21 protein-coding genes are annotated in these 20,962 nt (G+C 62.3%); 14 read left to right on the top strand and 7 right to left on the bottom strand.

Annotated elements, in window-relative coordinates; all coding sequences use genetic code 11:
- Window positions 1–74 precede the first annotated feature (74 nt).
- The 3 genes from ABID16_RS16335 to phnF all read right to left on the bottom strand — a co-directional run bounded on the left by ABID16_RS16335 (window position 75) and on the right by phnF (window position 3,130).
- On the bottom strand, window positions 75–1,241 hold the full coding sequence (locus ABID16_RS16335) for a nucleotide sugar dehydrogenase (RefSeq protein WP_354557419.1): 1,167 nt from the start codon (window positions 1,239–1,241) through the stop codon (window positions 75–77).
- Window positions 1,242–1,520: 279 nt separating this feature from the next.
- A complete protein-coding gene (locus tag ABID16_RS16330) occupies window positions 1,521–2,156 on the bottom strand; it encodes a nucleoside/nucleotide kinase family protein (RefSeq protein WP_354557418.1) in 636 nt (211 codons plus the stop codon).
- 218 nt (window positions 2,157–2,374) lie between these two features.
- Window positions 2,375–3,130 (bottom strand): phosphonate metabolism transcriptional regulator PhnF, encoded by a 756-nt coding sequence (gene phnF, locus ABID16_RS16325; protein WP_354557417.1) that lies wholly within the window; start codon window positions 3,128–3,130, stop codon window positions 2,375–2,377.
- A gap of 85 nt (window positions 3,131–3,215) precedes the next feature.
- Between phnF and phnG the strand changes: the two genes are divergently transcribed.
- From phnG to ABID16_RS16310, 3 genes are read left to right on the top strand one after another with little or no spacing between them, the layout of a single operon-like run.
- Window positions 3,216–3,698: a phosphonate C-P lyase system protein PhnG gene (phnG, locus tag ABID16_RS16320; protein WP_354557416.1), complete on the top strand. Its 483-nt coding sequence runs from the start codon at window positions 3,216–3,218 to the stop codon at window positions 3,696–3,698.
- A complete protein-coding gene (gene phnH / locus ABID16_RS16315) occupies window positions 3,698–4,306 on the top strand; it encodes a phosphonate C-P lyase system protein PhnH (RefSeq protein ID WP_354557415.1) in 609 nt (202 codons plus the stop codon). Before phnG ends, phnH begins: the two co-directional genes overlap by 1 nt.
- A gap of 1 nt (window position 4,307) precedes the next feature.
- Window positions 4,308–5,414, top strand: coding sequence for a carbon-phosphorus lyase complex subunit (locus tag ABID16_RS16310; protein ID WP_354557414.1), 1,107 nt, complete (start codon window positions 4,308–4,310; stop codon window positions 5,412–5,414).
- 11 nt (window positions 5,415–5,425) lie between these two features.
- Here ABID16_RS16310 and ABID16_RS16305 read toward each other — a convergent pair whose 3' ends face one another.
- Window positions 5,426–5,605, bottom strand: coding sequence for a hypothetical protein (locus tag ABID16_RS16305; protein ID WP_354557413.1), 180 nt, complete (start codon window positions 5,603–5,605; stop codon window positions 5,426–5,428).
- Window positions 5,606–5,655: 50 nt separating this feature from the next.
- On the opposite strand from ABID16_RS16305, the gene ABID16_RS16300 reads away from it, so the two are divergent.
- The 11 genes from ABID16_RS16300 to phnN all read left to right on the top strand — a co-directional run bounded on the left by ABID16_RS16300 (window position 5,656) and on the right by phnN (window position 15,568).
- The gene (locus ABID16_RS16300) at window positions 5,656–6,537 is read left to right on the top strand and encodes an alpha-D-ribose 1-methylphosphonate 5-phosphate C-P-lyase PhnJ (protein ID WP_354557412.1); all 882 of its coding nucleotides are present in this window, start codon (window positions 5,656–5,658) and stop codon (window positions 6,535–6,537) included.
- On the top strand, window positions 6,534–7,310 hold the full coding sequence (phnK, locus tag ABID16_RS16295; RefSeq protein ID WP_354557411.1) for a phosphonate C-P lyase system protein PhnK: 777 nt from the start codon (window positions 6,534–6,536) through the stop codon (window positions 7,308–7,310). The genes ABID16_RS16300 and phnK overlap by 4 nt, the downstream gene beginning before the upstream one ends.
- Before the next feature lie 71 nt (window positions 7,311–7,381).
- Complete coding sequence (gene phnL, locus ABID16_RS16290) at window positions 7,382–8,086, top strand: phosphonate C-P lyase system protein PhnL (protein WP_354557410.1); 705 nt, start codon at window positions 7,382–7,384, stop codon at window positions 8,084–8,086.
- Window positions 8,087–8,089: 3 nt separating this feature from the next.
- Entirely contained in the window at window positions 8,090–8,701 is a 612-nt protein-coding gene (locus ABID16_RS16285) for a DapH/DapD/GlmU-related protein (protein WP_354557409.1), read from the top strand.
- 127 nt (window positions 8,702–8,828) lie between these two features.
- Window positions 8,829–9,656 carry a phosphonate ABC transporter ATP-binding protein gene (gene phnC, locus ABID16_RS16280; RefSeq protein WP_354557408.1) on the top strand — a complete coding sequence of 276 codons (828 nt, stop codon included), beginning with the start codon at window positions 8,829–8,831 and terminating at the stop codon, window positions 9,654–9,656.
- An 86-nt stretch (window positions 9,657–9,742) separates the two neighbouring features.
- Entirely contained in the window at window positions 9,743–10,648 is a 906-nt protein-coding gene (phnD, locus tag ABID16_RS16275; protein ID WP_354557407.1) for a phosphonate ABC transporter substrate-binding protein, read from the top strand.
- Window positions 10,649–10,746: 98 nt separating this feature from the next.
- Window positions 10,747–11,709, top strand: a complete 963-nt coding sequence (gene phnE / locus ABID16_RS16270) for a phosphonate ABC transporter, permease protein PhnE (protein ID WP_354557406.1) — start codon at window positions 10,747–10,749, stop codon at window positions 11,707–11,709.
- A 12-nt stretch (window positions 11,710–11,721) separates the two neighbouring features.
- On the top strand, window positions 11,722–13,059 hold the full coding sequence (phnE, locus tag ABID16_RS16265; RefSeq protein ID WP_354557405.1) for a phosphonate ABC transporter, permease protein PhnE: 1,338 nt from the start codon (window positions 11,722–11,724) through the stop codon (window positions 13,057–13,059).
- A 121-nt stretch (window positions 13,060–13,180) separates the two neighbouring features.
- On the top strand, window positions 13,181–13,849 hold the full coding sequence (locus ABID16_RS16260) for a DUF1045 domain-containing protein (RefSeq protein ID WP_354557404.1): 669 nt from the start codon (window positions 13,181–13,183) through the stop codon (window positions 13,847–13,849).
- Window positions 13,850–13,863: 14 nt separating this feature from the next.
- Window positions 13,864–15,003: an alpha-D-ribose 1-methylphosphonate 5-triphosphate diphosphatase gene (locus ABID16_RS16255; protein WP_354557403.1), complete on the top strand. Its 1,140-nt coding sequence runs from the start codon at window positions 13,864–13,866 to the stop codon at window positions 15,001–15,003.
- 1 nt (window position 15,004) lies between these two features.
- Window positions 15,005–15,568 carry a phosphonate metabolism protein/1,5-bisphosphokinase (PRPP-forming) PhnN gene (phnN, locus tag ABID16_RS16250; RefSeq protein WP_354557402.1) on the top strand — a complete coding sequence of 188 codons (564 nt, stop codon included), beginning with the start codon at window positions 15,005–15,007 and terminating at the stop codon, window positions 15,566–15,568.
- Window positions 15,569–15,641: 73 nt separating this feature from the next.
- On the opposite strand, the gene ABID16_RS16245 is transcribed toward phnN, so the two are convergent.
- The 3 genes from ABID16_RS16245 to ABID16_RS16235 form a co-directional block, all read right to left on the bottom strand.
- Window positions 15,642–17,297 (bottom strand): OFA family MFS transporter, encoded by a 1,656-nt coding sequence (locus tag ABID16_RS16245; protein ID WP_354557401.1) that lies wholly within the window; start codon window positions 17,295–17,297, stop codon window positions 15,642–15,644.
- Between the two features lie 239 nt (window positions 17,298–17,536).
- Window positions 17,537–19,555: a sensor histidine kinase gene (locus ABID16_RS16240; protein ID WP_354557400.1), complete on the bottom strand. Its 2,019-nt coding sequence runs from the start codon at window positions 19,553–19,555 to the stop codon at window positions 17,537–17,539.
- Window positions 19,548–20,939 carry a sigma-54-dependent transcriptional regulator gene (locus ABID16_RS16235; protein WP_354557399.1) on the bottom strand — a complete coding sequence of 464 codons (1,392 nt, stop codon included), beginning with the start codon at window positions 20,937–20,939 and terminating at the stop codon, window positions 19,548–19,550. Before ABID16_RS16235 ends, ABID16_RS16240 begins: the two co-directional genes overlap by 8 nt.
- Window positions 20,940–20,962 lie beyond the last annotated feature (23 nt).

The following is a 20,962-nucleotide window of genomic DNA, read 5'->3' as shown; positions in this document are numbered from 1 at the left end:
CATAAAGTCTGCACGCACATTACGCCCCGTCTGGCCAGTTTGTTTTCTGGCCCGATCGCTCGGACCGTCAACCATCAATCGCTGCCGAAGAGATCGCGCGTGTATATCTTCTCGGATATGTCGGTCAGGCTGGGCGACATTCGATTGGTCAGAATGACATCGGCCTCAGCCTTGAAGGCCTCCAGATCCGTGTACACCCTGGATCCGAAGAAGCTCTCTTCCCTGAGAGCCGGTTCGTAGATGATCACCGGGACGCCCCGCGCCTTGATGCGCTTCATGATCCCCTGGATGCTGGAGGAGCGGAAGTTGTCCGATCCCGCCTTCATGATCAGCCGAAACACCCCGACTGTTGACGGTTTGCGCCGAAGAATATCCTCCGCCACGAAGTCCTTGCGCGTTGTGTTGGACGTCACGATGGCGTTGATCAGATTCTGGGGAACGTCCTGATAGTTGGCCAGAAGCTGCCGCGTATCCTTGGGAAGGCAATATCCGCCATAGCCGAAGGAGGGATTGTTGTAATGCGTTCCGATTCTCGGATCGAGCCCGACCCCGTCGATGATCTGCCGGGTGTTCAGCCCATGGGTTGCTGCAAACGTGTCGAGTTCGTTGAAATAGGCAACCCGCATTGCAAGATACGTGTTGGCAAAGAGCTTGATGGCCTCTGCCTCCGTCGAGTCTGTGAGAAGAACCGGCACATCGGTCTTCTGCGCACAATCGCGAAGGATATGGGCAAAGGTGCGGGCACGTTCCGAACGTTCGCCCACAACGATCCGGGACGGATGAAGGTTGTCGTGAAGCGCCCTGCCCTCGCGCAGGAACTCCGGCGAGAAGATCAGGTTCTCGCACCCCATTTCGTTTCTGATACGGCTGGTATAGCCGACAGGCACCGTGGACTTGATCACCATGACTGCATGGGGATTGATCGCGACGACGTCCCGGATGACGCTCTCGATAGAGCTCGTATCAAAATGATTGGTCACCGGATCGTAGTTTGTCGGCGTGGCTATGACGACAAAATCGGCCCCGACATACGCTTCTTCCCTGGACAGGGTTGCCTTGAGCCTGAGAGGTTTCATCGTCAGAAAAGTCTCAAGTTCAGGATCGGCAAAAGGGCTCTTGCGCCCGTTGATGGCATCGACGCGGTCCGGAACGATATCCAATGCCACCAGATCGTGCTGCTGGGACATCAACACGGCGTTGGAGAGCCCAACGTAACCCGTCCCCGCGACAGCAATTTTCATGTCTGACCACCGTTTGCGGCTCTTGGACCGGCCTGCCACACGCCGTCATGCGGCAGACCCCGATGTGTAGATAGCCCAAGCTGCACCGACCGCGCGCATTCACCGCCCGCCGGTTCGGGGAACAACGAAGAAGAGCGAGACTACGAACCTGCGCCAGAAACGCTTCGGGGCTGCAACCGCTCGAAATCGCTTCGCCTGCTATCTTCGAGACATATGCCTCACGATTGTGAAGAGCATGTCACAGCGCGCCGGATGGCACCGGTCTTCGACGCTTTTCGTTCAATCCGCACCATAAACGAAATCGGCTGCGATACTGCCCTCCATCACACGTCGCCCGTTGGGCAAGTCATTTCCATCGAGCTTCCAGGCCCGCTCTTCCGCAGTCAGGTTCTTCCAGCGGTCTTCCAGCCGCGCGCGCAGAACTGCGTCCGGCTCGCGGATCATCACGGTCACATCGTAATGCCGGTGAAGTTCGCGCCAACGCCCTTCATCGAGAAGAAGATAGTTGCCCTCGGCAATGATGTATCGGACGGACTGGGAGATCATGCGGGCGCCGGCGCGCGCAATTTCGATCGAACGGTCAAACACCGGCACCGCAATCTCCGGCTCGGCATTCTGCCGAAGACGCATCAGCATGTGAGCAAAGCCTGCGGCATCGAAGGTTTCCGGCGCTCCCTTTCGCGGACGCAGGCCCCGCGGAACGAGCAGCATGTCGTCGTAATGATATCCATCCATCGGCAGGATGGCCGAAGAACCAGGCTCGGCGCTGTTCAGCGCGTCCACAATCTGTTCCGCCAGTGTTGATTTCCCGGCACCCGGTGGACCGGCAATGGCCGAGATCACCCTGTTGCCCGCCTCCCCCTTGGTCGCGATTGCAGCGATAAGCGTTTCAAGCGTTGCAGCCTTGCTCGTCATGATGTTCCTGCCGGTTTGAAGAGGCTTGCAAACTCAACCAATTTCAGGCGGCAGGCAAGGATCGCCTCGCACAAGCAACAGGTTTCGGGTTCTACCGGCCCTCGCCGACCCTAAGCAGGTTCCGGAAAAGTGTCCCACGGTTTTCCGATCAGAACCTGCGTCAAAACAAAAATCTAAGCAAACGAAGCGTTGGCCTGCCAATGCAAGTCTGCTTAGCGTCAAAGCTCGCCGTCGGTCCCGACATGAAGGCTCACGCGGCCCGCAGAGAAACGTGTCCTCGAATACTGTACCGGAACGCCCTCAAGATCGGCATTGACGGCAAGCGCCTCAAGCACGATCCCGCCCGGCGTCAGCCTCAGCCAGTCACGTTCATACTCATCGGCATGTCTGGCCGAGATGTCGGTGGAAACACGGACATAGTCGGCCAGCCCCATCGCGGCGAAAGATCGCGTCACCGATCGCTCGCGGCGGAAGTGCTCGGCAATTCCTGCGAAGCGAGCGGCCGGAAAATAGTGAAACGCGAGAGAAACCGGAATGCCATCCGCCAGCCCGAGCGATTCAAGCGTCACGCAAAGCGATCCGGGAGCGATCGCAAGCGCTGCGGCAACCTCATCGCTGGCGGCCGCCTCGCCAGCTGCAATGTAAGCAGTTTCCGGTCGTCGCGCCTGCCCGCCAAGCCCTGTGGAAAAACGCGTCCGGCGCGAAATCGGCATTTTCAGGCGCAAGTCGGAGAGGATTTCCGTTCCCCTGCCCGCCTTGGCCTTGACGATCCCTTCGTTCTGCAGCGCGGAAATGGCTGCCCGTACAGTATGACGATTGACGCCGAAGCGTTCCGCCAGCGCCATTTCGCCGGGCAGCTTTCCGGCCTCCCGAAACTCGCCGGCTCCAATCGCGACGCGAATGTCGTCTGCAATCTGCCGCCAGAGCGCCACGCCGCTCGTCCTGTCGATCCCCGCCTGCTTCGTCCCAGTCATGAACATGTCACCCAAATGTCACTCGACAATGGTACCTACATGGAATAGGTTTAATTGTCTAGATAAATATACATTTGAGGTTCAAATGCAGACCGCAGCAAGGACAAATCCTGGAACGGCCCCGAGTGCAACAGACGCGGCGCGCAAGCTGAGGATCGAGCGCCTCGCCCGCGCCACCGTCGAGGAAATGGAAGGCGCGCTCGATGTCATCGGCGGCGTGCCGGAGGCCACGAACCTGCGCGGCCCCGAAACGGGCCTCGTCATGATCCGTGGCCGGATGGGCGGCACGGGCCCGCTGTTCAATCTGGGCGAAGCCACGGTCACCCGCGCCACGGTGCGCCTTGCCGGCGGTGGCGTCGGCCATGGCCAGCGTCTTGGCGGCGACAAAGGTGCCACGCGGCTTTCGGCTATTCTCGACGCGCTTGGCGAAACGCCCGCGCATTGCGCAGCAGTTGAAGCGCTTTGCGCCAACGTCGCCGCGCGCATCGAGACAGAAGATGCACGGCTTGCCGCCGAAACCGCTGCCACGCGGGTTGATTTCTTCACCATGGTCCGGGGAGACGACTGATGTCCTTGCATACCGAAGCTCTTGAAGGCGGTTTCGCCAATCCCGTTCTGGGTGCTCAGGCCACCTTCCGCGCTCTGATGGACGCCATGTCCCGTCCCGGCACGATCCACACGATCGGAGGCGATGCAAACCCACCGCATCCGGTAGGCGTCGCGCAAGGCGCGGTCGCGCTGACGCTGGCCGATCACGACACGACCGTCTGGCTTTCGCCGGCACTTGCCCATGAAACGGTCAAGGGTTGGGTCGGTTTCCACACTGGCGCGGAGATCGTCGCCTCATCCGCCCATGCGCGTTTCGCCTTCCTCGCCGCCGGCGAGCCGATCCCGGATTTCCATGGCTTCGCTCCGGGCAGCCAGGACTATCCCGACCGCTCCGCCACGCTCGTGATCGAGCTGCCCGCCCTGAGCGGCGGCCCGGAATTCGTCGCACGCGGACCCGGTATCAAGGACAGCACGGTCATTACGGCACAGGGCCTGCCCGCCGATTTCCTGCGCCGCTGGGCCACCAACCGCGCCTTCTTTCCGCTGGGCCTAGACATCGTTTTCACCGCCGGTTCGGACCTCATGGCCCTGCCGCGCTCCACCGATCTTCAAGCTTTGGGAGGCTGACATGTATGTTGCCGTGAAGGGCGGCGAAGCCGCCATTGCCAATGCGCATCGGCTGCTGGCCGACCGCCGCCGGGGCGACCGCTCGCTTCCAGCGCTTTCCATCGACCAGATCGTCGCCCAGCTTGCGCTCGGCGTCGACCGCATCATGGCCGAAGCCTCGCTTTATGACCGCACGCTGGCAGCGCTGGCCATGCGGCAGGCCCGTGGCGACATGATCGAGGCGATCTTCATCCTGCGCGCCTATCGCACCACCCTGCCGCGCTTCGGCTATTCCCGCGCCGTCGATACCGGCGCGATGCTGGTCGAGCGCCGCATCTCAGCGACCTACAAGGATCTGCCGGGCGGACAACTGCTCGGACCAACCTTCGATTACACGCATCGCCTGCTCGACCCATCGCTCCTTGAGGACCATGAAGTAACTGACGGCATTCAGCGCGAGCCGGGCACGGAGCCGGTCATGCGCGTTTCCGACATTCTCGCCGGCGAAAGCCTGATCGAGATCGAGGAGCCGAGCGAACATGACGATGCGCCGGGCGACATCACCCGCGAGCCACTGGAATTCCCGCTGGGTCGCGACGAGCGCCTGCAAGCCCTTGCCCGCGGCGACGAGGGCTTCCTTCTGGCGCTCGCCTACTCCACCCAGCGCGGCTATGCACGCACCCATCCCTTCGCCGGCGAAATCCGCATCGGTCAGGTCGAGGTCGAGATCGACATTCCGGAGCTTGGTTTTGCCGTGTCGCTCGGCCGCGTTCAGGTCACCGAGTGCCAGATGGTCAACCAGTTCAAGGGCTCGGCCAAGCAGCCGCCGCAATTCACGCGCGGCTACGGCCTCGTCTTTGGCCAGTCGGAACGCAAGGCGATGGCCATGTCGCTGGTGGACCGGGCGCTGCGCGCGTCCGAATTCGGCGAGGATATCGTTGCCCCCGCGCAGGACGAGGAATTCGTCATCTCGCATTCCGATAACGTCCAGGCGACCGGCTTTGTCGAACACCTGAAACTTCCGCATTACGTGGACTTCCAGGCCGAACTCGACCTCGTCCGCCGCATGCGCCGGGAATATGACGCGGCGCAGGAGATCGTCGAAGAGATGAAGGAGGCTGCGGAATGACCATCGCTGCCTCAATCTCCCCCGCCGTCGCCGCCCCCGCCGTCGCCGCCTCCGTCGCCATGCCCCCCATCGCAATGACCGTCATGACTGTCGAAGACGCCGCCGCCATCGCCGGAACTTCCGGTGGATTTGCGCAGAAGCCCCAACGCCAGAACGACGCCCCCAAAAATGGCGATGAACACCCATTCCATGACACGCCCCTCATGTCCGCCCGTCCCACGCTTGAAAGAGGTATGGCCCAATGAGCGAACTCGCAACCTACAATTTTGCCTATCTCGATGAGCAGACCAAGCGGATGATCCGCCGGGCGATCCTCAAGGCGATTGCCATTCCGGGCTATCAGGTCCCCTTCGCCTCGCGCGAAATGCCAATGCCATACGGCTGGGGCACGGGCGGCGTGCAGGTGACGGCCGCCGTCATCGGGCCGGACGATACGCTGAAGGTCATCGACCAGGGCGCCGACGACACCACGAATGCGGTCTCCATCCGCGCCTTCTTCCAGAAGGTTGCCAATGTCGCCGTCACCACCAAGACGCGCGAGGCGACCGTCATCCAGACCCGCCACCGCATTCCCGAAGAACAGCTCACCGAGGGTCAGGTTCTCGTCTATCAGGTGCCGATCCCGGAACCCTTGCGCTTCCTCGAGCCGCGCGAGACCGAGACGCGCAAGATGCATGCGCTGGAAGAATACGGCCTCATGCATGTCAAGCTCTACGAGGATATCGCCCGCAACGGTCATATCGCCACGACCTATGCCTATCCGGTCAAGGTCGAGGGCCGCTATGTCATGGACCCCTCGCCGATCCCGAAATTCGACAATCCGAAAATGCATATGTCGGAGGCGCTGCAGCTCTTCGGCGCGGGCCGCGAGAAGCGCATCTACGCCATCCCGCCGCATACGAAGGTCGTCAGCCTCGACTTCGAGGATCATCCCTTCGAGATCCAGAAATTCGCAAAGCCCTGTGCGCTCTGTGGCGCGCATGGCGTCTATCTCGATGAAGTCATCCTCGATGACAAGGGCGGGCGCATGTATGTCTGCTCCGACACCGATTTCTGCGAGGAACGCCGCGAGGCCGGCCATGTCGGCGAACTGGGTGTGGCCAACAAGGAGGCTGCGGAATGAGCCAGCAACCGCTTCTGAAAGTTCACGAACTGTCGAAATTCTATGGCGGCCGCATCGGCTGCCGCGACGTCTCCTTCGATCTCTGGCCGGGTGAAGTGCTGGCGATTGTCGGCGAATCTGGCTCGGGTAAGACGACGCTGCTCAATTGCCTGTCGACCCGTCTGACCGCCGATGTCGGCTGCGTCGAATATCATATGCGGGACGGTCAATATCGCAATCTGGCGACCATGCCGGAGGCCGAACGCCGTTTCCTGATGCGCACCGACTGGGGCTTCGTCCACCAGAACCCGGCCGACGGGTTGAGCATGACGGTGTCTGCCGGTGCCAATGTCGGCGAGCGCCTGATGGCCGTCGGCGAGCGGCATTATGGCCGCATCCGCGAGACCGCCGGCGACTGGCTCGGCCGCGTCGAAATCGGTCTCGACCGCATGGACGACCAGCCGCGCGCCTTTTCCGGCGGCATGCGCCAGCGCCTGCAGATCGCCCGCAATCTCGTCACCTCCCCGCGCCTTGTCTTCATGGACGAGCCGACCGGCGGTCTCGACGTTTCGGTTCAGGCGCGCCTGCTCGATCTCATTCGCGGGCTCGTGCAGGATCTCGGCCTTGCCGTCATCGTCGTCACGCATGACCTCGCTGTCGCCCGGCTTCTCTCGCATCGCATGATGGTGATGAAGGACGGTCTCGTCATCGAACAGGGGCTCACGGATCGCGTCCTCGACGATCCGCGCGAACCCTACACCCAGCTTCTCGTCTCCTCGATCCTTCAGGTTTGAGAGCAATTCCAACGAAAGTGGACGCCGGTTTCGTGTCCGGAATTGCGTCAGACAAAGAGAAAGGTCAAATCATGGCAACGCCGCTTGTCGTTTCCGAAGTCGCGAAATCCTTCACCATGCACTTGCGTGGCGGAACGCTGCTTCCCGTCATCCAGGACGTCAACTTTTCGGTGAAGGCCGGCGAATGCGCTGTGCTCGGCGGCCCCTCGGGTGCGGGCAAGAGCTCTATCCTGAAGATGCTGTTCGGCAACTATTCGGTCGATACCGGCCAGATCCTCGTCAAGCATGAGGACCGCGTCATCGATCTCGCGACCGCCGATCCGCGCACCGTCATCCAGGTCCGCCGCAACACGATCGGCTATGTCAGCCAGTTCCTGCGCGTCGTCCCCCGCGTCTCCGCGCTCGATATCGTTGCCGAACCGCTGACCGCGCGCGGCGCAACCCTTGAAGCCGCCCGCGCGCGTGCCGAGGAACTGCTTTCCGCGCTCAACCTGCCCCGCGAACTCTGGTCGCTGCCACCCGCCACATTCTCCGGCGGCGAACAGCAGCGCGTCAACATCGCGCGCGGTTTCATCACCGATCACCCGATCCTGCTCCTCGACGAACCGACCGCTTCGCTCGACGCGAAAAACCGCGAGGTCGTCATCGGGATGATCGAGGAAAAGAAGCAGGCGGGCGTGGCTCTTCTCGGCATCTTCCATGACGAGGATGTGCGCGGGCGCGTTGCCGATCGCATCATCGACGTTTCCGGCTTCTCCGCACGAAAGGCGGCCTGAGCGATGACCAAGCTTTCCATCGAACCCCTGATCGATCCGACCGCCAAGGTGAAGGACTGCACCCTCGGCCGTTATACCGAGATTGCCGAATTCTGCCGCGTCAGCGAGACGGAGCTGGGAGACTATTCCTATATCGAGCGCGGCAGCATGGTCTGGTGCGCCACGATCGGCAAATTCGCCAATATCGCCGCCGATGTGCGCGTCAATGCCACCAAGCACCCGATGTGGCGGGCGACGCTCCATCACTTCACCTATCGGGCCGGCGACTACTGGCCGGATGCGGAAGACGAGAAGGACTTCTTCTCCTGGCGCCGCGAGAACCGTGTCACAATCGGCCACGACACATGGATCGGCCACGGCGCGATCCTTCTTCCCGGCGTCACAATCGGCAATGGCGCCGTCATCGGCGCAGGCGCCGTCGTCTCCAAGGATGTCGCCCCCTACACCATCGTCGGCGGGGTGCCGGCGGCTCCCATCCGCGAACGTTTCCCGAAGGAAATTGTCGCGCGTTTCGAAGCGCTTGCCTGGTGGAACTGGGAACATGACGCACTGCGTGAAGCGCTGGAGGATTTCCGTGCGCTGGACGCAGAAGCCTTCCTTGCCAAGTACGAATGACGGCGTCACACACGCCGTCACAAAACTGCAAAATCAAATTCAGAAAACTGCAACAAAACTGACATCGGGGCTTCAAGCTCGGGCAGTAGCGTTTTTCCTAACAAATAATGAAACAGGGACTTGGTTCATGTTCGAGCTCAGAGAAGTGAGCCGCGTGTTCGGCCGCAAGGCGGCCGTCGATTCTGTCAGCTTTGCCGTTCCGTCCGGCCAGATGGTCGGCGTGATCGGCCGTTCAGGCGCCGGCAAGTCAACGCTGATGCGCATGCTGAACCGCCTCACGGACCCGACGTCCGGTTCCATCGTGTTCGATGGACTGGAAGTCTCGGCTCTCAGAGGCAGCGCGCTGCGCCGCTGGCATCGCGATTGCGCAATGATCTTCCAGCAGTTCAATCTTGTTCCCCGCCTCGACGTCCTGACCAATGTCATGCTCGGTCGCCTGAACTACCGTTCCACCACCATGAGCGTGCTTGGGCTCTTCACCCGCGAAGAGCGGATCATGGCGATCGCAGCGCTTGAGCGCCTCGGCATCGAGCAGACGGCGCTGCAGCCGGCCGGCACGCTGTCCGGCGGCCAGCAGCAGCGCGTGGCGATTGCCCGTGCGCTCATGCAGCAGCCGAAGGTTCTGCTCGCCGACGAGCCGATCGCCTCGCTCGACCCGATGAACGCCAAGATCGTGATGGACGCGCTGCGCGACATCAATGAGCGCGAAGGCATCACGGTCATCACCAACCTGCACACGCTCGATACCGCCCGCGCCTATTGCCAGCGCATCATCGGCATGGCTGGCGGCCGCGTCGTGTTTGACGGCACGCCTGCCGACCTCACCACGGAAGCGGTCAACCGCATCTACGGCGCCGATGGCGCCATCGACGAAACGATGACTTCGACATCCATCAATCCCGTTCCGGCCTACAAGCCCGCTGCGGCCGGTGCGCTGATGCCTGCCGTCAATTGACGGCAACCGTTCGCCCGCCCGCGTCAAAGGCACCCGTCGCAGTTTGAAGACTTTCCGGCATCTCGCCGGTTTCACTGGAGAAAACCATGTTCAAGAAAGCCCTGCTTGCCGCTTCGGCGGTTCTCGTGCTCGCCGTCAATGCCGGTGCAGCCGATCTCAAGGAATTCCGCGTCGGCATCCTCGGCGGCGAAAACCAGGCCGACCGTCTGCGCAACTTCGCCTGCCTTCAGGACCATCTGAAGAAGGACTTCGGCTTCGAGAAGGTCTCGCTCTTCCCGGCCGCCGACTATGACGGCGTCATCCAGGGCCTGCTTGGCGGCACGCTCGACTTCGCCGAGCTCGGCGCTGCCGGTTTCGCCAACGTTTACCTGAAGAACGCCAAGGCTGTGACCCCGATCCTGACAACGCAGCAGACGGACGGCTCGACGGGTTACTACTCGATCGGCCTCGCGCTGAAGTCCTCGGGCATCAAGAACATCAAGGACGCCAAGGGCAAGAAGCTCGGCTATGCAGATCCGGACTCCACCTCCGGCTACCTGGTTCCGCTGACGCAGATTCCGAAGGACACCGGCACCCCGAACGACAAGTTCTTCTCGGCCACGCAGTTCAACGGCGGCCACGAGAACAACCTGCTCGCCGCCTATGACGGCAAGGTCGACGTTGCTGTCGACGATAGCTCGGGCCTCGGCGATTTCGCTGACGGCTACACCTCCGGCACGTTCCACAAGCTGGTTGCCAAGGGCAAGGTTGATCCGTCCAAGCTCGTTGAAGTCTGGCGCTCGCCGCTCATCCCGAACGGCCCGCTCGTCGTTCGCAGCGAACTCGGCCAGGAATGGCAGGCAAAGCTCGCCAAGTTCTTCACCGAACTGCCGGCCAAGGACGCCAAGTGCTTCAGCGCCATCGAAGGCGGCGACTTCAAGGGCTATGTTCCTGTGACCGCCGACAACTACAAGGCCATCATCGAAGTGCGCAAGCAGGCCATCGGCGGCTGATCGTCTGACATTCTGAAGGTGGGCGGCTCATCCGGGCCGCCCATTCTCTTGTTTTAAGAACTATCTGGCTGTCCCCTGGAACGGCTGACGGAGCAACGATGAGCGTCGCAAACACAGAACCGGTTCTCAAAGAGACAACGCGCGAGATTGTCGATGCCTGGGACAGGACGACATCGAGCCGCAGGCTTTATACGATCATCGGTCTCGTTCTCATCGCCATCGGTTTTGTCGCCTCGGTTCAATATGCCGACGAAGCCAATGCCGGCCATTTCTTCGAGCGGCTGCCGCATCTCTTCGACTTCCTGCAATGGCTGATCCCCAATGACTGGAACGATGTCTGGCGCGCGCTGTTCGGCCGCCCGAGCCCGCTTGCCAATGGCAGCGAGGCCTATGATTTCGCCTCCGGCCGCGTCTACATCTGGGGCGCTTTCTACATCCCAGAATATTTCGAGCTGATGATCACCACGCTCAATATCGCGATCCTCTCGACCATTTTCGGCTTTCTCATTGCCGTCCCGCTGGCCTTCATGTCGGCCCGCAACATCACGCCGTCGCCGGCGATGCGGTTTGGTGCCCGGCGGGTCTGCGAATTCCTGCGCGCCTTTCCGGAACTCGTCTTTGCCGGCCTCTTCGCCGCCGTCCTCTCCGCAGGTCCGGTGCCGGCCATCGCCGCCATCCTGCTGCACACGATCGGCGCGCTCGGCAAGCTGTTCTATGAAATCATCGAAAACATCGACATGAAGCCGGATGAAGGCGTCCGCTCGGTCGGCGGCACGCGGCTGGAGCGCATCCGCTTTGCGGCTCTTCCGCAGGTGCTTCCCAACCTGATTTCCTATGGCCTGCTGCGCCTCGAAATCAACGTCCGGGCCTCGACCATCATCGGCGCGGTCGGCGGCGGCGGCATCGGCGAGGAGCTGCGTCTGGCGATTGCCCGCGGCTTCGGCGCCAAGACGCTGGCGCTCCTCTTGCTCCTCTTCCTGACGATCATTGCGGTCGACCAGCTCTCTGCCTGGCTGCGCAAGAAGCTCGTCGGCGAACATCAATTCCTGCTGGCGCATTGAGGGATGACCACGATGACGATGATCAACACCTTCGACCGCCGCGATATCGAGACGCGCTACCCCGAGCTTCTGCACCGTACGCGCTGGCAGCGCTTCGGCGCGCCGCTCGTGATCGTCGGCACGCTGCTTTACGTTCTCTATGCCGTCTGGTTCTTCAACCTGCCGAAGATGGTGAACGAGGCTCATTGGGAACGCTTCAGCATCTACCTGCTGCAATGGGTGAGCTACGATGTGCAGCCGCAGTTCCGCGTCAAGGACAACGGCACGATCGATATCCGCTATCCGCGCTTCTCGGTTCTGGGTGACGACCCCAAGCAGCCCGACTGGATCAAGACCGAGGCCGATGGCTCCTACACCGTCGACATGGCGGGCGGCGTCCATATCGGCCGCGACGCGACGGTGGTGAATGCGCATGGCACAAGCCTCACCATCAAGACGTCCGGCACAGCCCCCGCCGTGGTGGGCACGCCGCCAGGCTGGGTCAGCGCCGCGGCTGACAATGTGCAGGTCGATCTCGGTCTTTCCGGCTGGCTCAGCATCGACGCCAACCGCGTGAAAGTGGTGAAGCGCTTCTTCGGCTGGCCGAATTTCATCTTCGATCCCACCTCGCATTTCTTCGGCAAATCGACCGGCGAGGTTGTGTCCCTGCTCGTCTCCGGCGACCGGATCGATCCGAGCCAGTCGAACCTCTCGCTTGCCTTCGACGACTTCTGGAACAACTCGACTTGGCAGCATGGCGATGTGTGGACGAAACTCTTCCAGACCATCGTCATGGCCTTCCTCGGCACCCTGCTCGGCGCCGTCGTCGGCTTCCCGCTCGCCTTCCTGGCGGCGCGCAACATCACGCGGAACCGGCTGCTGAACGCGGTTCTCAAACGCTTCTTCGATTTCATGCGCTCGGTCGACATGCTGATCTGGGGCCTTTTCCTCACCCGCGCCTTCGGTCCCGGCCCGCTGTCTGGCAGCGGCGCGATCTTCCTTATGGAAGTCGGCTCGCTCGGCAAGCTCTATGCGGAAGCGCTGGAAAACATCGACAACAAGCCACGCGAGGGCATCCGCTCGGTCGGTGCGTCGCCGATCGCGGTGCAGCGCTATGGCGTACTGCCACAGGTCATGCCGGTCTTTGCCGGCCAGACGCTCTATCAGTGGGAATCCAATATCCGTGGCGCGACCATCATCGGGGCCATCGGCGCCGGCGGGATCGGCCTGAAGATCTGGGAAGCGATGCGCACCAACGACAACTGGCAGAACGTCGCCTACATGGTCGTGTTGCTCCTCATCGTCGTCTATGTCTTCGACATGATCTCCAACAGGCTGCGCAGCGCGATCGTCGGAGAAAAGATGATCTGACGATGCCGGTTTTCGACCAAAGGGCTGTCATAATCGGAGCCTATCTGCAAACCTTGAGTGCGTGCCACCCGATTCCCCGTTGCCAGTCCTGACGTTTCCCATTTGAACCAAGGAAAAGCCCTTGCGTTACGCGATCTATTTTTCGACCGAAGCCACCCATCCGCTAACCCGCGCTGCCGCCGGGTGGCTGGGCCGCGATGCCTTCGACGAGGACGTGCCCGCCGCCACAGGCCGCGAGGAACTGGTTGCGGACCCCGCGCGCTATGGCTTTCACGGCACATTGAAGGCCCCGTTCCATCTGCACAGGGGCATCGACGCTGCAAGCCTCTTCGATGCCTTCGACGAATTCTGCGCCGAGACACCGGCCTTCGAGATCCCCGAAATCGTCATCGGCCAGCTCGGTCCCTTCTTCGCGCTCGTCCCGGGCAGCAACGCCCACGCCGGCATCAATGCGCTCGCGGAAGCCTGTGTCCGCACCTTCGAACCCTTCCGCGCACCCTTGAATGAAGCGGATATCGCGCGGCGCAAGCCCGAGGCTCTGCCCGAGCGGCAGCGCCAATATCTCCTCGAATGGGGTTACCCCTACGTGTTCGAGGAATTCAGATTTCACATGACATTGACCGGGCCTGTTACCGAAGCGGACCGAAGCGATGTCAGAAGCAGGCTCGAGATGCATTTCGGCAGTTTTTCCGGAAAGCCGCTTGCCGCCTCGCATCTGGCGCTCTTCGTCGAGCCCGAGCGCGGCGCGCCCTTCCATGTCGAACGGATCAGGCCGCTGAAGACGGCATAACGAAAGGCAAGAAAATGACTGCGGAATTTGTGATCGGAAACGCCCGGATCGTCCTCGAGGACGAGGTGCGGCATGGCGCGGTTCTCGTCCGCGACGGGCTGATCGCCGATATCTCGGACGCGTCTTCCGCGCCCGGCGAGGATTTCGACGGCGACTACCTGATCCCCGGCCTCGTCGAACTCCACACCGACCATCTGGAATCGCATTATTCGCCGCGCCCTGGCGTGCGCTGGAACATGATGTCGGCGATCCAGGCGCATGACGCGCAGATCTCCTCCTCCGGCATCACCACCGTCTTCGATTGTCTGCGCATGGGCGCGGATGAGGATGGCGGGTTCGACGATGGCGAAATGCGCATGATGGCGGACGCCCTGCAACAGGCCGCGGACGAGGATCGGTTGCGTGCCGACCACTTCATCCATCTGCGCTGCGAAGTCTCGGCGCATAACGTGCTCGACCACTTCAACGCCTTCAGCGATGTCGCCGCCGTGCGTCTTGCCTCGCTGATGGACCATGCGCCGGGCCAGCGCCAGTTCCAGACGATGGACCAGTATACGCTCTATTACAAAACCAAGCGCGGCCTCTCCGACGAGCAGTTCGCGGAATTTGTGCAGCGTCGCCTTGAAGCCTCTGAAATCTATGCGAATAAACACCGAATCGCGATCTCGGAGGTCTGCCACGCGCGTGGCATTTCCATCGCCTCGCATGACGACGCGACACTCGATCATGTCGAGGAAGCCAAGGGCTTCGGCGTGCGTCTGGCCGAGTTCCCGACCAGCATGGAAGCCGCCAGAGCCTCGCATGAGGCCGGCATGAGCGTGCTCATGGGCGCGCCGAACATCGTGCGCGGCAAGTCGCACTCCGGCAATATCGCCGCCCGCGACCTCGCCGAACATGGCGTTCTGGACGTTCTCTCTTCCGACTACGTGCCGCTCAGCCTCATCCACGCGCCGTTCATCCTCGCCGATACGCATGAGGATATCTCGCTGCCGCAGGCGCTTGCGATGGTGACCTCGACGCCGGCCCGCACCGTCGGTCTTGACGATCGCGGCCGTATCGCGCCGGGCCTGCGCGCCGATCTCGTGCGCGTCCGCCGCAACGACGGCGTTCCGGTCGTGCGCGGTGTGTGGCGTCAGGGTCGTCGGGTGGCGTGACATGAGCCGGGGAACGATCTTCGTCGTCGTCGGCCCGAGCGGCGCCGGCAAGGACAGCGTCATCGACCATGCCCGCCGGCAGCTTGCCGGCGATAAGACGTATCGTATCGTCAAGCGCTACATCACGCGGCCCAAGGAGGCTGGCGGCGAGGATCACCAGCCGGTCGATCATGCCGCCTTCAGCGAGCTTGCGGCCGCCGGCAGGCTTGCCCTGCACTGGCAGGCGCACGGCCTTTTCTATGGCATACCGGCCGAAACGCTGGACGATCTCCAGGCGGGCCGAATTCTGATTGCGAACGGCTCACGCGCGGCCCTTCCCGCCTTCCGCGAGGTCTATGGCGATGCTCTGAAGGTTGTTCTGGTCACAGCGCCGCAGACCGTTCTTGCCGAACGTCTTGCCGCACGCGGGCGCGAAGCCGCAGACAGCATTCTTCAGCGGCTCGAGCGCAGCGGAGAACTGGGCGACGAGACCATAGCGGACTTCGTCATCGTCAACGACAAGGAACTCGCCGCGGCCGGCGATCTCTTCGCCGGCTATGTCCGCTCAAGCCTCGCTGCAGCGTGAGCTGGACCAGGCTGGGCAGGAATGAGGCCCCGGCCATGCCGGAGCCTCACGGTGAGTACAGCGGAAGCTGCGATCAGAACAAGGCCGCGGTCTTCTGAAGCGTGATCCACACGCCCCACAGGATCGGGATACCCACCACGGCCCAGGCGATCAGCGCCTTGCCGTCAAAGCCGCCCTTGCCGATACCGAAGGAGCCGGTTGGGCCCGCATTGGCGGCAGCCGTCTTCGCCTGCATTGCGGCAACCTCTTCCTGCGACATGTACCATTTGTCCGACAGCGGCCGCACCAGCGCATTGGCGACCAACCCCAGCGCCAGCATGCCTGCCAGGATATACATGGTGAAATCATAAACCTGGTCACGCGGAATGCCGGCGGAGATCTGGAATTCGCGGATATAGTTCACCACGACAGGACCGATGATGCCCGCCGTCGCCCATGCCGTCAGCAGCCGGCCATGGATCGCGCCGACGAACTGCGTACCGAAAATGTCGGCCAGATAAGCCGGGACGGTGGCAAAGCCGCCGCCATACATGGACAAGATGATGCAGAAGATGCCGACAAAGAGCAACTGGCTGCCCATATGCGCCGCAGTCGGGGCGAGCGTATAGAGCGCAATGCCGAGAATGAAGAACGTGTAATAGGTGTTCTTGCGGCCGATCTTGTCGGAGAGCGACGCCCAGAAGAAGCGCCCGCCGATGTTGAACAGCGACAGCAGGCCGGCGAAGCCCGCCGCAATCGCCGCAATGGTCGTCTTCTGCTCGGGGCTCAGCGCCGTGAAGCTGATCTCCGGATGACCGATCAGACGGCCGCCGAAGATTTCCTGCAGCATGGGCGAGGCCATGCCGATCACGCCGATGCCGGCAGAGACGTTGAGGCAGAGTACGGCCCAGATCAGCCAGAACTGCGCCGTCTTGTGTGCATCGCGCAGATGGACGTGATGCGCGGTGATCATCGTGGGCCTGGTGCTGGTCGCCGGTGGCGTCCAGCCTTCGGGCCGCCAGCCGAGCGGCGGAATGCGGTAACCGAAGGCCCCGCCGATCATGAAGACGAAATAGATGGCCGCCAGGACAAAAAAGGTCTGCCATACGCCAACGGAGTCGGGTGTCTTGAACGTCTTCATCAGCATGTCGGCCAGCGGAGCGCCAATCATCGCGCCACCACCGAAACCCATGATGGCCATGCCGGTTGCCATGCCACGGCGGTCGGGAAACCACTTGATCAGTGTGGAGACCGGCGAGATGTAGCCGAGACCAAGACCGACGCCACCGATGACGCCTGCGCCAATCCACATCAGCCAGAGCTGATGGGTCATGACGCCGACAGCGGCAATCGCGATGCCACCGCACCAGCAGATGGCGGACACGACGCCGGCCTTGCGGGGGCCGGCACGCTCCAGCCATCCACCCCAGATGGCGGCAGATGAGCCGAGCAGGACGAAAAACAGCGTATAGATCCAGCCGAGATCGGCAACGCGCCAGTTGCAGCTCGTCGTAAAGAGCGCGCTTGCCAGCGACATCGTCTTGCAGGCCTCTGGCGTATTGGCGCCGAGCGCGTTCGACAGCGGCAGCCAGAACACGCTGAAGCCGTAGGCCATGCCAATGCAAAGATGGATCGCAAGAGCTGCCGGCGGAACAAGCCAGCGGTTGAAACCGGGCTGCGCAACGATGCGCTCCCGGTCGAGAATTCCGGCGGAATAGACCCCGGCCCCGGTATCGGTGGTAACTGTCATGATTTCTCCTCCACGACGCATTCCCGTTTCAAGAATGCGAAGACTGTTGCCTGCGGGTGGGCCGGCCGCCTTTCGGCGTGAAGGCAACCATGTCCTCCTGATGGTTGCCTGCCGACACGTCCCGACAAACAGTCTGCAAGGGCCATGCCAATATTAATGCATAATTGATTCAATAGCTTGACGTTTCCGACTTCAGGCGGAGGGACAAGTTGTCCCTTGATAAAGGACAAATTGTCCGTTCAGTCCGCCTCTGGAAGCCAGACCGTGAAGCTGGCACCCTTGCCCGGCGCGCTTTCAGCCGAGATGCTGCCACCCTGCCGCGTGACCAGCGTCTGGCTGATCGACAGTCCCAGGCCCGTCCCCTCCTGTCGCTTGGTGGTAAAGAAGGGGTCGAACACGCGGCTCAGAACATCCGGATCGATACCGACCCCGGTGTCGCTGATGTCGATCGCCACGCCCGGCCGCCCATCCCGGTCCTGATCGGAGGTCCTGATGGCGAGCGTGCCACCATCCGGCATGGCGTGGATGGCATTGACGATCAGGTTGACGGCAACCTGCTGCAACTCGGTCCGGTTCATCAGGACCATGCGTGCCGCCTCATCTTCAAATTTGACGTCTATTGCCGCCCGCGCCAGAAGATGCTGGACCAGCGGCATGCAGTCGGCAACCGCCTGACCGGGCGCGTGGCGCTCCACAAAGCCGGCAAATTCCTCGGGCTTGGCAAATTGCAGCAGCTTGGTGACGATCCGGTTGATGCGCTGGATCTGTTCGTCCAGCAAGCGGAACTCCACTTTCGCAAGCTCCGCCTTATCGCCAACAACGGCGCGGATCACTTCGAGATTGCCCTGCATCACGGCAATCGGATTGTTGATCTCATGGGCGACGCCCGCGGTAATCTCGCCGATCGCCGCGAGCTTTTCCGACATGATGAGTTGCTTTGTCGTGGCCTCCAGCTGGCGGTTGGCAAGCTGCAGCTCCTGGGTCCGCTCATCGACGCGCAGATTGAGCTCGTCGTTCCAGCGTCGAAGCGCCTGGTCCCTCTGCTCGAGCTGATCGAGCAGATCGTCGAGATGGACGGCAACGCGTCCGATCTCGTCGCGGACATCGACATTGCCGGTGCGGGCGCCGAGATCGCCGCTCTCGACCCGTGCGATGGTCGCGTCCACCCTCTCGAGCGGTTCGAATATGCCGCGTGCCCAGCGCAGGAAGATCGGAACGCTGAGGGCGGCGATCACGACAAAGGCCGCGATGATGAAGAAGGCGGTCTGATATTTCGCAGCCGTGAAGGGCGCCTGCAGGAAACCGACATAAAGCATGCCCACCCGCTTCCCATAACCGTCGGAAATCGGCTCATAGGCGGAAATGTACCAGTCGTTGACGACAAAGGCGCTGTCGAGCCAGGTCTCGCCCTTGTCGAGAACATTGGACCGGACGGCGGCTGATACCCGCGTGCCAAGCGCCCGGCGTCCTTCGAACAGGCGGACATTGGTGCTGATGCGGACATCGTCGAGGAAGAGCGTGGCGGTGCCCTTGCTGCCCTCCGGCAGGCTCGCCGCGCGGTAGACCAGATCGTTGATCGTATCGATGAAAACGAGGTTCTGGTTGAGCAGAATGCCACCGACCAGCACTCCTTTTCCGGCGGGCCCGAGATCGACGGGACTGGCGCTCTGGATCACCATGCCGCGCGTCTCTTCGGTGCGGTCGCTCGGCAACGCATTGGCTGTCGAAACCAGCGGCAGCCGGGCGCGCGTTGCGAGATCAGGCGAGAGCGCCTGCAGATCGGCGCTGTCGAAGACATCGATGGCGGTGCGCGGCTTGCCCTCTAGCGCCGAAGCAATTACCGGCCAGTCGATCCGCACCGTGCTTGCGATGCGGTCGTGGGTCGAGGCGACGACCCGGCCCTGCCGATCGACAACATAGAGGAAATCGAGCTCCAGTTGCGGCTGAGACCGCGCCAGCAGCGCCTTCAGCGCTACCTTGTCGCCGACAACCGCCGAGAACCGTGCCGAAGCCCCGAGCGCCGTGACATGTTCGCCCGAGTTTTCAAGGATATGCGCGAGATATTGATGCGCGATCGTCAGGTCGCCATGCACCTTCGATGTCAGCGCCGCATCGAACTTCGCATTCCAGCGATATACCGCAAAACCGAGCAGCAGCGGCAGGATGACAAGCGTCGGCAGAAGTGCGATCGCCAGCAGTCGGTAGCGCACCGAACGCGCTGGACGAGGCGAAACAGCCTTGCCGGAGGGGTCAGCCATCCCAGGCCGCCAGCTTGCGGTCGATAGTCTTGCGCGAGATGCCGAGCTTTTCTGCCGCCTCGTCCCTCTGGCCCTTGCAGGCGGCGAGCACCGAAAGGATATGCCGCCGCTCGACATCGGCCAGCGAGCCGGGCTCGGGCGACGCCGGCGTGGCCTCGCCGGGCCCGAAACCATCGGGGAAATGACCAAGGATCAAAGTCCGCTCGATGAGATTGCGCAGTTCGCGCACATTGCCCGGCCAGGAATAGCTGGTGAGCGCCCGCCGCGCATCCTCGTCGATGACAACCTCGGGCATGCCGAGCTGCGCCGACAGCTTCTTCATGAAAAGACCCGCCAGCTCCACGGCATCGCTCTCTCGCGCCTTGAGTGGTGGCAGATGGATCTGCATGACATTGATGCGGAAGAACAGATCGGCGCGGAAGCGCCCTGCCTGCACCTCTTTTTCCAGCTCGGCATTCGTGGCGAAGATGAAACGGAGATCCACGGGGACCTCGCGCTCGGCTCCCACCGGGCGCAGCTTTCGATCTTCCAGCACGCGCAGCAGCTTGCTTTGCGTCGCCAGTGGCATCTCGCTGATCTCATCGAGAAATAGCGTGCCACCCTGGGCGTGCACGAAAAGACCCTCGCGCGCCCGCTCAGCCCCGGTAAACGCCCCCTTCAGATGGCCGAACAGTTCGCTCTCGATCATGTCGGGCGGGATCGCGCCGCAATTGACGGGTACGAACGGTTTCGAGGCACGGTCCGACAGCGCATGGAGAGAGCGCGCCGCGACCTCCTTGCCGGTACCGGATTGCCCTGTCAGCAAGACCGAGGTCGGAAGCGGCGCAACCCGCGCAATCGTCTCGCGCACACGGTCAATGGCGCGCGACTGTCCGATCAGCCGGTCCCTGAGCAGCATATGGTCTGAGGCCGCCGTCAGTTCATAGCGCAGGACATAGTTTTCCCGCTGCAACCGGATGCGGTCGAGACAGCGGGCGACGGCATTGAGGATCTGGTTCGAGCGGAAGGGCTTCAGAATGAAATCGACGGCGCCGGCGCGAAGCGCCTGGATCGCGGTTTCGAGATCGGCATAGGCGGTCATCAGGATCGCGTCGGAGAAGAAGCCGATCGCGCGCTGTTCGGCCAGCCAGTCGACGCCGGTTTTCCTCGGCAGCATGTTGTCGAGAATGATGACATCGTAGTGGTGCTCATCCAGCCGGGCGGTCGCCTCTTCCGTATCGGCGGCGACCTCAAGGCGCTTGCAGCGCGGGCCGAGCGTGCGCAACAGGAAATTCCGCATCCCCGGTTCGTCATCAACGACAAGGATGCTGGCCTGTGCCAGCCACGGGCCGAATTCCGGATCGGCCGACGTGTCACGCGCCTGCCGCTGGACTTCACTTCCCAAACGCGTCCCCTCCCGATGGGCTC

Origin of the sequence: Limnomicrobium aquaticum (assembly GCF_040545545.1) — a bacterium.
Taxonomy (GTDB): domain Bacteria; phylum Pseudomonadota; class Alphaproteobacteria; order Rhizobiales; family Rhizobiaceae; genus Ensifer_A; species Ensifer_A aquaticum.
This window is presented reverse-complemented; position numbering and strand designations above follow the sequence as displayed.

What these genes read in the sequence shown, in the direction of transcription:
- ABID16_RS16240 (WP_354557400.1), bottom strand. Translation starts at nt 19,555, where the DNA reads ATGGCTGACCCCTCCGGCAAGGCTGTTTCGCCTCGTCCAGCGCGTTCG.
- phnF (WP_354557417.1), bottom strand. Translation starts at nt 3,130, where the DNA reads ATGACTGGGACGAAGCAGGCGGGGATCGACAGGACGAGCGGCGTGGCG.
- phnG (WP_354557416.1), top strand. Translation starts at nt 3,216, where the DNA reads ATGCAGACCGCAGCAAGGACAAATCCTGGAACGGCCCCGAGTGCAACA.
- phnE (WP_354557406.1), top strand. Translation starts at nt 10,747, where the DNA reads ATGAGCGTCGCAAACACAGAACCGGTTCTCAAAGAGACAACGCGCGAG.
- ABID16_RS16335 (WP_354557419.1), bottom strand. Translation starts at nt 1,241, where the DNA reads ATGAAAATTGCTGTCGCGGGGACGGGTTACGTTGGGCTCTCCAACGCC.
- ABID16_RS16255 (WP_354557403.1), top strand. Translation starts at nt 13,864, where the DNA reads ATGACTGCGGAATTTGTGATCGGAAACGCCCGGATCGTCCTCGAGGAC.
- phnD (WP_354557407.1), top strand. Translation starts at nt 9,743, where the DNA reads ATGTTCAAGAAAGCCCTGCTTGCCGCTTCGGCGGTTCTCGTGCTCGCC.
- phnN (WP_354557402.1), top strand. Translation starts at nt 15,005, where the DNA reads ATGAGCCGGGGAACGATCTTCGTCGTCGTCGGCCCGAGCGGCGCCGGC.
- phnE (WP_354557405.1), top strand. Translation starts at nt 11,722, where the DNA reads ATGACGATGATCAACACCTTCGACCGCCGCGATATCGAGACGCGCTAC.
- ABID16_RS16300 (WP_354557412.1), top strand. Translation starts at nt 5,656, where the DNA reads ATGAGCGAACTCGCAACCTACAATTTTGCCTATCTCGATGAGCAGACC.
- ABID16_RS16330 (WP_354557418.1), bottom strand. Translation starts at nt 2,156, where the DNA reads ATGACGAGCAAGGCTGCAACGCTTGAAACGCTTATCGCTGCAATCGCG.
- phnC (WP_354557408.1), top strand. Translation starts at nt 8,829, where the DNA reads ATGTTCGAGCTCAGAGAAGTGAGCCGCGTGTTCGGCCGCAAGGCGGCC.
- ABID16_RS16285 (WP_354557409.1), top strand. Translation starts at nt 8,090, where the DNA reads ATGACCAAGCTTTCCATCGAACCCCTGATCGATCCGACCGCCAAGGTG.
- phnL (WP_354557410.1), top strand. Translation starts at nt 7,382, where the DNA reads ATGGCAACGCCGCTTGTCGTTTCCGAAGTCGCGAAATCCTTCACCATG.
- phnK (WP_354557411.1), top strand. Translation starts at nt 6,534, where the DNA reads ATGAGCCAGCAACCGCTTCTGAAAGTTCACGAACTGTCGAAATTCTAT.
- phnH (WP_354557415.1), top strand. Translation starts at nt 3,698, where the DNA reads ATGTCCTTGCATACCGAAGCTCTTGAAGGCGGTTTCGCCAATCCCGTT.
- ABID16_RS16245 (WP_354557401.1), bottom strand. Translation starts at nt 17,297, where the DNA reads ATGACAGTTACCACCGATACCGGGGCCGGGGTCTATTCCGCCGGAATT.
- ABID16_RS16305 (WP_354557413.1), bottom strand. Translation starts at nt 5,605, where the DNA reads ATGGAATGGGTGTTCATCGCCATTTTTGGGGGCGTCGTTCTGGCGTTG.
- ABID16_RS16310 (WP_354557414.1), top strand. Translation starts at nt 4,308, where the DNA reads ATGTATGTTGCCGTGAAGGGCGGCGAAGCCGCCATTGCCAATGCGCAT.